This is a genomic window from Bacillus thermotolerans (assembly GCF_000812025.2).
Taxonomy (GTDB): Bacteria; Bacillota; Bacilli; order Bacillales; family Domibacillaceae; genus Quasibacillus; species Quasibacillus thermotolerans.
Genome location: NZ_JWJE02000022.1, coordinates 62,099 through 72,229, shown reverse-complemented (window position 1 = coordinate 72,229; position 10,131 = coordinate 62,099). Strand labels below are relative to the sequence as shown.

10 protein-coding genes are annotated in these 10,131 nt (G+C 42.1%); 6 read left to right on the top strand and 4 right to left on the bottom strand.

The annotated features are described in order from the left end of the window. Positions 1–119: 119 nt before the first annotated feature. The 3 genes from QY97_RS10360 to QY97_RS10350 are packed head-to-tail and all read left to right on the top strand — an operon-like array spanning position 120 to position 2,023. On the top strand, positions 120–494 hold the full coding sequence (locus tag QY97_RS10360) for a DoxX family protein (RefSeq protein ID WP_232506274.1): 375 nt from the start codon (positions 120–122) through the stop codon (positions 492–494). Between the two features lie 20 nt (positions 495–514). Continuing rightward, positions 515–1,366 carry a VOC family protein gene (locus QY97_RS10355; RefSeq protein ID WP_039235919.1) on the top strand — a complete coding sequence of 284 codons (852 nt, stop codon included), beginning with the start codon at positions 515–517 and terminating at the stop codon, positions 1,364–1,366. Between the two features lie 60 nt (positions 1,367–1,426). Beyond that, positions 1,427–2,023, top strand: a complete 597-nt coding sequence (locus tag QY97_RS10350; protein WP_039235918.1) for an NADPH-dependent FMN reductase — start codon at positions 1,427–1,429, stop codon at positions 2,021–2,023. A gap of 330 nt (positions 2,024–2,353) precedes the next feature. On the opposite strand, the gene QY97_RS10345 is transcribed toward QY97_RS10350, so the two are convergent. The 4 genes from QY97_RS10345 to QY97_RS10330 form a co-directional block, all read right to left on the bottom strand. Then, a complete protein-coding gene (locus tag QY97_RS10345; protein WP_039235916.1) occupies positions 2,354–2,848 on the bottom strand; it encodes a carbonic anhydrase in 495 nt (164 codons plus the stop codon). An 81-nt stretch (positions 2,849–2,929) separates the two neighbouring features. Beyond that, positions 2,930–5,545 (bottom strand): DUF2309 domain-containing protein, encoded by a 2,616-nt coding sequence (locus tag QY97_RS10340; RefSeq protein WP_039235913.1) that lies wholly within the window; start codon positions 5,543–5,545, stop codon positions 2,930–2,932. Next, a complete protein-coding gene (locus QY97_RS10335; RefSeq protein WP_039235910.1) occupies positions 5,542–7,074 on the bottom strand; it encodes an NADH dehydrogenase subunit 5 in 1,533 nt (510 codons plus the stop codon). Before QY97_RS10335 ends, QY97_RS10340 begins: the two co-directional genes overlap by 4 nt. Before the next feature lie 178 nt (positions 7,075–7,252). After that, complete coding sequence (locus QY97_RS10330; RefSeq protein ID WP_039235907.1) at positions 7,253–7,615, bottom strand: DUF2294 domain-containing protein; 363 nt, start codon at positions 7,613–7,615, stop codon at positions 7,253–7,255. A gap of 400 nt (positions 7,616–8,015) precedes the next feature. Between QY97_RS10330 and QY97_RS10325 the strand changes: the two genes are divergently transcribed. The 3 genes from QY97_RS10325 to QY97_RS10320 all read left to right on the top strand — a co-directional run bounded on the left by QY97_RS10325 (position 8,016) and on the right by QY97_RS10320 (position 9,785). Beyond that, complete coding sequence (locus QY97_RS10325; protein WP_039235904.1) at positions 8,016–8,261, top strand: DUF2164 domain-containing protein; 246 nt, start codon at positions 8,016–8,018, stop codon at positions 8,259–8,261. Positions 8,262–8,754: 493 nt separating this feature from the next. Then, entirely contained in the window at positions 8,755–8,916 is a 162-nt protein-coding gene (locus tag QY97_RS19940; RefSeq protein ID WP_082090252.1) for an aspartyl-phosphate phosphatase Spo0E family protein, read from the top strand. 671 nt (positions 8,917–9,587) lie between these two features. After that, positions 9,588–9,785 (top strand): hypothetical protein, encoded by a 198-nt coding sequence (locus tag QY97_RS10320; RefSeq protein ID WP_039235901.1) that lies wholly within the window; start codon positions 9,588–9,590, stop codon positions 9,783–9,785. The last annotated feature ends 346 nt before the right edge of the window (positions 9,786–10,131 follow it).

Genomic DNA, 10,131 nt, shown 5'->3' with positions numbered 1-10,131 from the left:
GAAGCCCAAAATCATTATAATGACGCCATTAAGAATTTCCCAATTTAATACAGTTTATTGCGGGTAATGACAGCTACGCTGTTGCTACCCCGAATAGAAACGAATTGGGAAAAGTCATTTTGCGTGTCGTCCTAGGCTTCATTTTCTTTATTCATGGGTTCGTTAAATTTCAAGGAGGGATCGGCAACACGGCCGGGTTCTTTGACAGCCTTGGGATTCCAGGGTTCCTGGCTTATGTAGTAGCCTTCATCGAGCTTGTCGGAGGCATTGCCCTAATTCTTGGAATTGGCACAAGAGTGGTTTCCTTACTGCTGGCTTTGATCATGGTAGGTGCCATTTTTACCGCGAAGCTGCCTGCGGGACTTTTAGGAAACGGGCAAGCGGCCGGATACGAGCTTGATTTAGCTCTGCTGGCTATGGCGATTTACTTTGTCCTGGCCAATAAGTCTGCACTTTCTTTAGACCATAAGCTGTTTCATTCAGAAAAAAGCTGACATATTAGGAGGAAGATAAAATGGGATTTCACAGCAAGCCAAATACGTTTGTGAGTCATGTGAGGATTAAGGTGGAAAATTTGGAATATTCTCTTCACTATTATCGAGAAATTATCGGCTTTCAGGTGTTAGAGCAGACAGAAACCACAGCAGTATTAACGACGGACGGCCAAACGAGCATCCTGTCACTGGAACAGCCTGACAGGACCATTCCTAAGCAGGGAAGAACAGCGGGACTCTATCATTTCGCCATTCTTCTGCCTAATCGCTCCGATTTAGCCAACTTCGTCTTTCATCTGATTGATAAAGGAATCCGCATTGGCTCCTCTGACCACCTCGTCAGTGAAGCGCTCTACTTATCTGATCCCGATGGAAATGGAATTGAAGTCTACATCGACCGGGACCCGTCTGTATGGAGCTGGCGTAACGGAGAAGTGGCGATGACCGTGGATCCTTTGAACTTTGAAGAACTGCTGGCTGATGGAAACCAGCAACAGCCATGGAACCGCCTCCCTGCCAGCACCGTTATGGGTCATATTCATTTACATGTATCTGAACTGAAAGAGACAGAGGAATTTTATACGAAAGGGCTCGGCTTTGATGTCGTGAACCGCTTCGGGGCACAAGCGCTTTTCATCTCCACGGGCGGCTACCATCACCACATCGGCTTGAATACGTGGAACGGTACCGGTGCCCCGCTGCCGCCTGAAAACAGTCCCGGGCTAAAATTCTTTACGCTCACTTTGCCAAGTGAAGAAGACCGCCATCGTGTTATCACTAATTTACGGGCGATTGGGGCATCGGTGGAAGAAGAGAACGGGATTGTTGTCACCCACGACCCGACTGGGAACCGCATTTATCTGCAGGTGTAGCATTCTTAAAAACAGATCAACAAGCTAGAGAGTATATCAATAAAGATAGGTGTGAACAAAATGGGATTTCTCAATAAATTATTTGGAAGCAAAATTAAGGAGGAAGAGACAATGACAGAAAAACTGAACATCGGCATTATTTTAGGAAGCACACGCCAGGGGCGCGTTAGCCCGCAAGTTGGCCAATGGGTAAAAGAAATTGCAGATCAACGCGGTGATGCTAACTATGAGATTGTAGATATCGCGGACTTTAACTTGCCATTTGTCGGCGAAGGCACAGGGGAAGAACCTGGATTGAAAGCTTGGTCTGAAAAAATAAACAGCTTAGATGGGTACGTCTTCATCGTACAGGAATACAACCACAGCATCACTGGTGCCTTAAAAAATGCCTTGGATTCCGCACGCGAGGAGTGGAATAACAAAGCAGCCGGCATTGTCAGCTACGGCTCTGTAGGCGGGGCCCGTGCCGCCGAACACTTACGCGGCATTCTCGGCGAGCTGCTTGTTGCCGATGTGCGAACACATCCAGCTTTATCCCTCTTCACTGATTTTGAAAACTTCAGCGAATTCAAGCCGGCTGACCTTCATTTAGACAATGTGAACGGTATGCTAGATCAAGTCGTTGCCTGGAGCGGCGCATTAAAAACGTTGCGTTAAGTGTTATAAAGGCTTTCAGGCTGTTGATGAAGCCTCCTGTCGATGGGCAATGAATAGAAAAATGTGTAAAAAAGTATGATCCTCAGCGGATTGCCTGCGGACGGCCTCACTATATTAGTCAAAACCTTAATAAAACCCCTGGTTTTTCTGTAATAAGCAGAAACCAGGGTTTATTACGTTGCCATATGTTTTCGGGTTTTGCGTTTTCAGCTCATGCCGCCCCCAATTAGCGCATGAGAAGCAAGCTTCTCCCAGCTGATTAGCGGGAGGTGTTAGGGCTATGAGGTTTAATAAAAAACGCTGCATCGCAAAATTGTCCGTCATCCTTTCCTATCGATGTACAGTTGCGAGTTCCCCTTTTTTATCTACTACTAAGCCATGAAGTTTAATATAGTCTGGTACCAACGGATGACGACGAATGATTTCCATACTTTTTTTAATACTTTCAGCAGCATCTTCACTTACATCTAGCCATTCCCTTACGCTAGAGCCAAAGAATTCTGGTTTGCAATTTTTAAAAAGATAATCTACTGTGTTCAGCTTGTTCTTCATACCTTTATTTTCTGATATAAGGAGACTCTGAATATCAGTTGAATCATTTCTCTTATCTCTTGTGCCTACTACAAATATCTCCTCAATATTCTCCTGATAAATAGCAAGAATGATAGATCTCATTATATCCCCATAAGGATGAGAAATAACGGGGCTGTAGCCTTGTATAATTAGCATATTTTCAGGTTGAATGTTAGTCTCTTGTTGGAGAATAGACTCCAACCCGGTTCCAATGTCTGTTAGAAATAATGTCTTTTTGTTTTTATCGTCCATACAGTCCACCCCTTCATATATACTAAAAGCTTTTGTAAATGGCTAAATGCTCAGTAATCCCATCGCGTCTTATGTTAGAATCTACCAGTTTTCCCAGTGTCCTTTCGGGTCTACAGTTGCAAGCTTAACCCATCCATTTTGAACTTTTTGGCTGAATACTTTATCGCTGTCTAACAACCGTTCCACATACTCCCGAGGTGCTTGAATGACTATTAGCAAGCGGAGAGGAGCGTGATAAGCCTCCTCATCTGATGCCATCACAGATTGCCATGGGAGTCCGGTTAATAAATCGCTTGCAGCGCCCTGCATGACACCAAGTCCTGCTGTTACAGTTTGGGTAGCTTTATTCCCGCTGCCGTAAAAATGAGGTGCAACGGTAGATGCGTAATACTGTAAGTTAATCCATTGTGCCACCGTACCTGGCCCGGCAATAATGCTAGCAAGTATCTGACCATCCGGATCCTGCTTCCAGTTATAATTATGGAGAAAAGCCCTTCCCTCTAAATTACAATTCTGAGTCAGCTGCCGCTCGCCAATAATAAAAGCGGCATTACGAGCCAGACCCCATTCAGGACGTATTTCACTCCAGTCTTCTGCCAGACGATGAGCCTCAGCCATTGGATCTTTCAAACGAGTTTTGATAGTAGGCAGCTGTGATATAGAATCTGCATTTGCTTGTTGACTTACTTTAGGCAAGGCTTCCTCTATACAATCAAACGCTTCTTGAGCTGATTTTGAAAGCTCGGGAACATAAAGCCACTTTAATTCATTGACCGTAGTATTATGCTCGGCTGCAGCAAAGACCGTTTCCTCTGGAATGTCAATGCCTTTATCCGAAAGAGCTTTTCTGACCTTTGGCAAGTTGCACAAAGCGGCTAAAACCCGAGCATTAAAAGCGCCTGACGCCCCGCCGCAGGCACCGCAGTCAAGCGAAGCTGCATATGGGTTATTGGTGCTTTTACTTCCATGCCCGCAAATCACAACCAATGGCGCAAAGTTCTTTATTAGACCCATCATTTTAAGCGTTTGACGCACATATTTTACTTGATCTTCATCTGAGAAACCTAAAGAAACTTCAGATTCAGTCTCCTCTGCAGAATGAAGCGAGAGATTTGTATCTGGCTTGCGCAGCCACGAATCCCGGAGACTGTGCAGGAGCTGGCCCGCTTTTCGCGGCAGAAAACTGCGTGCCAGCATTTGAATTGTAAGCCAAGGCCCACTCACCTCTGGTAAAAGTAAGCTCGGAAGCGCCTGTTGTTTCATCGTTTTAAACGTATAGCTCAGAGATTCAACAGCTTGTTTGCGCTGCTGGTATTGCTTCAGTTCATTTTCGTCCGAATTTTCCTCTATTCTATGCTGCGGCTTGTGCATAACCGGCAAAGAGGGGTGGGTATGATGACTGTCAAGTTCACACGTTTCAATCGGTAAGCCAAAGAAACCTGCAACACCCAACGTTTCAAAAGGGCCCTCCTTTTCCAGATAACGTCGAAAAGGCTCTGAACGGACGTCAATGCAAAATGCGAATTGAGCTAAAGCAGGTTTGGTTTCATTGTGTACATGTTGATTAGATACAATTTTATGGCTCAATTGATCTGCATATGTTTGCTCCCAGGCCTCGAGACATAGCTGTTTACGAACCCGTTCATTAAAGGTATAAGCGAATGTTAAGTATTCCTTTTGTTGATCAATGGACATCTTTAACCATTTCTTAAACGTAAGTCCACCACAGTGAATCCAGGCTGCTACAAGCGAATCTATTTGAACTTTTTTCTCCAAGTATTTTTTCTGTACAGGCAGATAAGGCTTCAAAAGAGCCCATTCCATAGAGATTCGAACAGCTAAATACTCTAATAGGAGTGACCGTTCATGTTGCGATTGTTGAGAACGCCAAAGCATCATGCCTGCCCAACCAGGCAGAGAAAGTAAATGCCCTTCAAGGTAAGTTTGAATCTCTGATTGAGGAATTTTAAGAGCAGATAGTGCGACTTCCAAAGCCATATCTGCCTTTTGCGGCCAATTTCTTAAACTTCTGCGTTGATCTCTACTTAATGCAGGATCATGCTGTATAAGCCGTTGCCAGGACCGATAAAATCCTTCATCACGCTTTGGCATTGACCACCCCGCCTGAGAGTCATCTAAATATAACTTACACCACTTAATGACATGGTGATCAAGAAGGCTCGCTACATTTCCGCCAGCTTTGTGCTCTTTATACATGCTCAAAGGCTGTATTGGGAAATGACCGGAAGCATCTGCCTTCCAGCTTCCCAATCCTTTTACGGATTTCTCTAACTCTGGTGATGCTAAAAGGTTATCAGGCACTTCATCCATTTCTAGAGAATATCGGCAGAAACATTCAGCTGCCTTCCTTGGTATGTTGAAGGAAGATGAGTTTAGCCAACGCTGCAAACTCATTTCTAGAAAGACTTCATCAATTTCTCCACGGCTTTTGGCCGAAAGAATCATGGAAGTACTAGGATACAGCTCTACATTTCTAGTGTTCCTTAACCAGTCTGCAACCTCGTCAAATGTCTGTTCTTCCATTCTCTCCCAAGGATGGCGAGCAGCAAATGCTGAAAGTGGTCCAAGCGGCGCGATCACTCGACTAGCTTCATTAACTAAAGCCTTTATGTCAGTCACTTTGGAAGCATTTTTTTGTTCATTTACTTGTTTAAGTAATGTGGATGTCATGCTCACGACCGATAACCTCCTTCTGACAGATATTGTTTAAGATAACTCGGATGACTTTCTGTAGACTTTGCCTGACCTTCTCCTAACTTCACTAACCAAAGATAGAGCACGGCGAACAAAGCTGAAGAAGGATAGCGAGCGGCAAGTGTCCCCATTACACTAGCGAGTATTAATAGACAAACGACTATGAGAACGAGCGGCATTGGCAATTGGACACCTTGGTAGACAGCAGTATGCAACCAATCCTTAAATAGGCTGTGTATAAGAAAGTAAACGATGACTGATCCGCCTAGAAAGAAAAGACCGACCGCTCGATCAATTCTTCCTCTGCTAAATGCAATGAGCGTTGTCCAGGAAAATGATAGTGACCAGCCTAAAACAAAAGCATTAACGAACTGGTATGCCCCGCCAGAAACCAGCATCCAGTAAGCACCCCCAGCAAGCAAACCCAAGACATAGCCGGTTAAGACCCATAAAGAGGAGGGCTTTTGACTAACTTGAGAGGCTCCCTCACGCCGAGGCAGAGCCGAACCAGCCTGTAAAAAAAGAGTAGCCTTGAACAATCCATGCAATACAAGATGAATAATGGCTGCCAAATAAGCACCTAATGCACATTGAATAAGCATAAAGCCCATTTGCGAAATGGTGGAACCAACCAGCTGACGCTTGTAGTCAACCTGGACTAAACTTATCCCAATACCAACTATTACAGAAATGCTTGAGAGAATAAGAAGAAAGAGTTGAGCTATATCCCCATTGAATAACGGTGAAAATCGCGTTAGGATCATTCCGCCTGCATTTACTATTCCAGCATGCATAATTGCAGAAACCGGTGTAGGAGCAACAACGGATTCAATTAGCCAATTTTGGAATGGCCATTGGGCCGCGGGAATAATGACGCCTAAAACCAAGAGTAAATTGATACCTGTTTTTTCCCACGAATCCATGTGAGTTAAATGGTCATTGCTTAAGACTGAGGATAAGTTCCAGCTCCCTGTAATTTGGAACAGCCAGATAGTAGCCGCTAGAATAGCTAGCCAGCTAATGGCGAATACACGGCCAGAGCGTCTTGCTGCGGTTCTCGTTACCTTCCATTCTCTATTTAGGCCGATTAATATGGTTAACCCTGCGAGAGTGATTCCCCAGCAACCGACCAGCAAGCGAAGATCATCACTTAACCAAGCAACGGAGGCAGCACCGGCGATGAATGTGAAAAGGGCAAAGTATTTTCGATAAGAGCCGTCCCCTAGCAGATACCTTACAGAGAAACGCTGGATGACGATCCCGATCATAAGAACAAAAAACGCCATAAACCAAGCTAAGAAATCCAAGTGTAAAAGACCGACATGGTCATTTCCTTTGATATTCAAAAGAGCGGCTAATGAGACGAAAGCAGGTAATGAAATGATGCCTATATGAACACGAACATACCCTAAAGGCACCCGTTTATGTAAGAATACTAATCCGCTCAGCCCAGATAACAACAGCGCCGCAAAGAACAAGGTAAGTATGACCGGTATGCTAGCTGAAACCATATAATTCCTCCTATCCATATTGACCGAATGAACACTGCATAAGTAAGCCTGTTTTGAAATAAAAAAACCGACAACCAATATCAGTGGTGTGAACCACTGATATTGAGCTGTCGGTTTATTTTTAACTGGCTGATATAGCCCTTTAAAAATCTCCCTTTTCGCTTATATGTACTGAAAATTATAATGTTTTCTCTAAGTTATTAAATAGCTTAAACACCATGACTCGTTCCCCTGTACGAGTGCTTAAATCAGTGTGAAAGCTCTTTACTTCTTCACCAGTTATGGATAAAATCATTTTCTTTAAATCATCCAAACCGCATTCAACTAACTCAGAACGAGTGCTTTTGATAGACAGCATGCCTTCTTTCGATTGAGATACTGCATACTCAGCTGGTGTTAGAATGCCTTGCAGATAAATAATGATTGAGTCACGCAAAATATCTGTTTTAACGGAAACAGACCCGCGCCCTAGGAAATCCTTTTCCCACTGAGTAATCGCTTTGCTTATTTCTGATTCCATGAACCCCTTTTTTTTTTGCATTTCAATGTCCCCCTATACAAAAAAATCGGCATATTCCCAGACTAATCCCTTTAGTCAAGAAATATACCGATTTACCTTATTCTATGCTTCTTTCTCTAAAAAGCACTTTTTCATCCTATCAATTTCTCCATTAATAGCATGCTAAAGCCTTTCTGTAGAGTAAGAAGGTAAATAACATCACTCGGTTATTAATCTAATAATAATTTAGTTTAAAATATTCATCTTGTCAATAAGTAAACTTTGTGAAAATTCGCAGAGGCTTCCATAACTAAGTTGTTTTTCAACCATATAATCCTTTAATAAAGGCTTTTTTCCGTCTCTTCCCTGTACATCTATCCCTTCCCTAAGCTATTCTTTCTTAAAGCCATATTTTCACCAAAATAAGAAAGGAGTGCCTTCTTTGTTTTATAAATTAACGAAAGAGCAGCACGAACAGATGATTGAGGAGATCCAGTACTTTTTCTCCAGCGAGCGGGACGAGGAATTATCAGAATTTGCAGCGGAAAGGGTGCTGGCGTTCATTAAAGAATCCATCGCTCCCCACTTTTATAACATGGCGGTTTCAGATGCCAAGATCGTCATTGAACAGCAAATGATGTCCATGGAGGAAGAAATTCTAACGTTAGAGCGGCCGATAAAGCGATGAATAGTTCAAGAGAGTGAGGATTATTCACTCTCTGCAGGTCCTTAATCATTCTTCTCTGCCTAGATAGATCCATCTGCTAATGAAGCAGGAAGCACACTTACCTTTTTTCTTCTTTTCTTACTTTCTTCTTTTATTCTTTTATTCTAAAGATTTTTCGCTTTTTAGAAGAAAGCATGTTTTCTTTTAAAGAACTTTAGTTGTTTCCTTTAATTTTTTTGCTGCCTTTTCCTCCGGACAAAAAAGATCTCGTTGCTGCCGAAAGGTCTTGGCTGGCCGGAGAATAATCACCCTGCATCCTGCTTTCAGGCCTTGCTTGCTAGCTTACTAGTTTGTTTGGTCAAACAAACGGATAGAATCCCTTTTATCCCATTGAACAAAGTTGGTGTCTGTTTTTAGGAAGATCTGTCGAAAGCCTTTCAAAAAGCCTCCAAATTCCGTATATTTTTGCTATTGGACTTGCTGTCTGCGAAAATGAAATAGGAGAGAATGATAAATGGAAATGCAGGAAAGCTGTTATGAGCTGTTAAATCAAATTAATAACTTGCGTAAGAAAATGATAGTAGCAGGGTTATCTAAGGGCCTTGGCCATGCGGACACATTAAAATACAGCCAAGAACTCGACAAGCTCATTTTTCGACACCAGACTGGGTGTTAAATTACTCGTTTAATAAAGAACTTGGAACTTTCCGGGCTTGTTGATTCCATACCCTTCACCCATCTCTGCAAATTGTAAGACTCTTATGTAGAACAATGATCTTCTCAACTGATATCAAAAGAAAAGCCAGCTTCTTAAAAAGAAAAATATATTTCTTTATCTCTTCATTTTTAAAAAATTTTTTATCGAAGAGAAAAGCACACGGCTGTGGACAGCTAAAACGACACAACTGTCTGCCGACAAGCATATAAATTCCAGGCTCATCGACAAGTGAATAAGCCTGGAATTTTTAGTGCTTACCTCCCTTTTAAAAAAGCACACTTAACACCAAGCGTGTGAATCAGGGAAGTATAGCATGACTACCGATGTCTATTATTCTTCCCGCACTAAGAAGGATTGATACATATAAAACCCTATTTTTTGCTTGAATATCCTTTAAAGCAAGAAAAGAAGGGAAATATTATTCTTCTTTTCTTCTAAAAAATATTTCCTATTATGTTTGCAAAAAAAAACACACGCTTGATCTCAAGCGTGCAAAGTAGGGAAAAGGGGAGTATTACAGAACTATCGTTGTCCATATTCTTCCCGATTTTCGAAAGTTTATACCTCTTAACTTTTAAAATTTTTTCTATCATTATACTGAATATAAACAATTAAAAGGGAGTGCAAAAATGAATAGTGACAAAAAGGATAACCTAAACATCTATAAATGGTTAGCACTCATTTCTCTCACACTCATTCCGTTCGCTGCCGGTATCGGTATTCTGTTCGACCTCAACAGTGACCCCATGCAACTTCTTATCATGGCGGCGGGCTTCTTGTCGCTGAGCTGGATCAACTGGTCAAGGTATAAAGAAAAAGGAAAATAGGCTTTCAATAAAAAGGCTTCATACCTTCGTTCATGCTGGAAAGTCGTCATAGCGTACATTTTTTATTTATTTCTTTTTTTCTTCTTTTCTTTTAAAGATGCTCTTAAACATATAAAAAAAGCACGCTTGAAATCAAGCGTGCAAGATAGGGAAAAGGGAGTGTTACAGAACGATGGTTATTTATTATTCTTCCCGATTTAAGAAAAATTATACCTGCTAGTCTAATAAATTTTTTGTGAGAAGAACATCAAATGCCGCGCAATCTAAGGAAAACAATAACGGAAGACTGAAACTTAAATCAGTGAAAATCAACTAGGTTTTAACTTTTTAATGTTCGCTTATACTC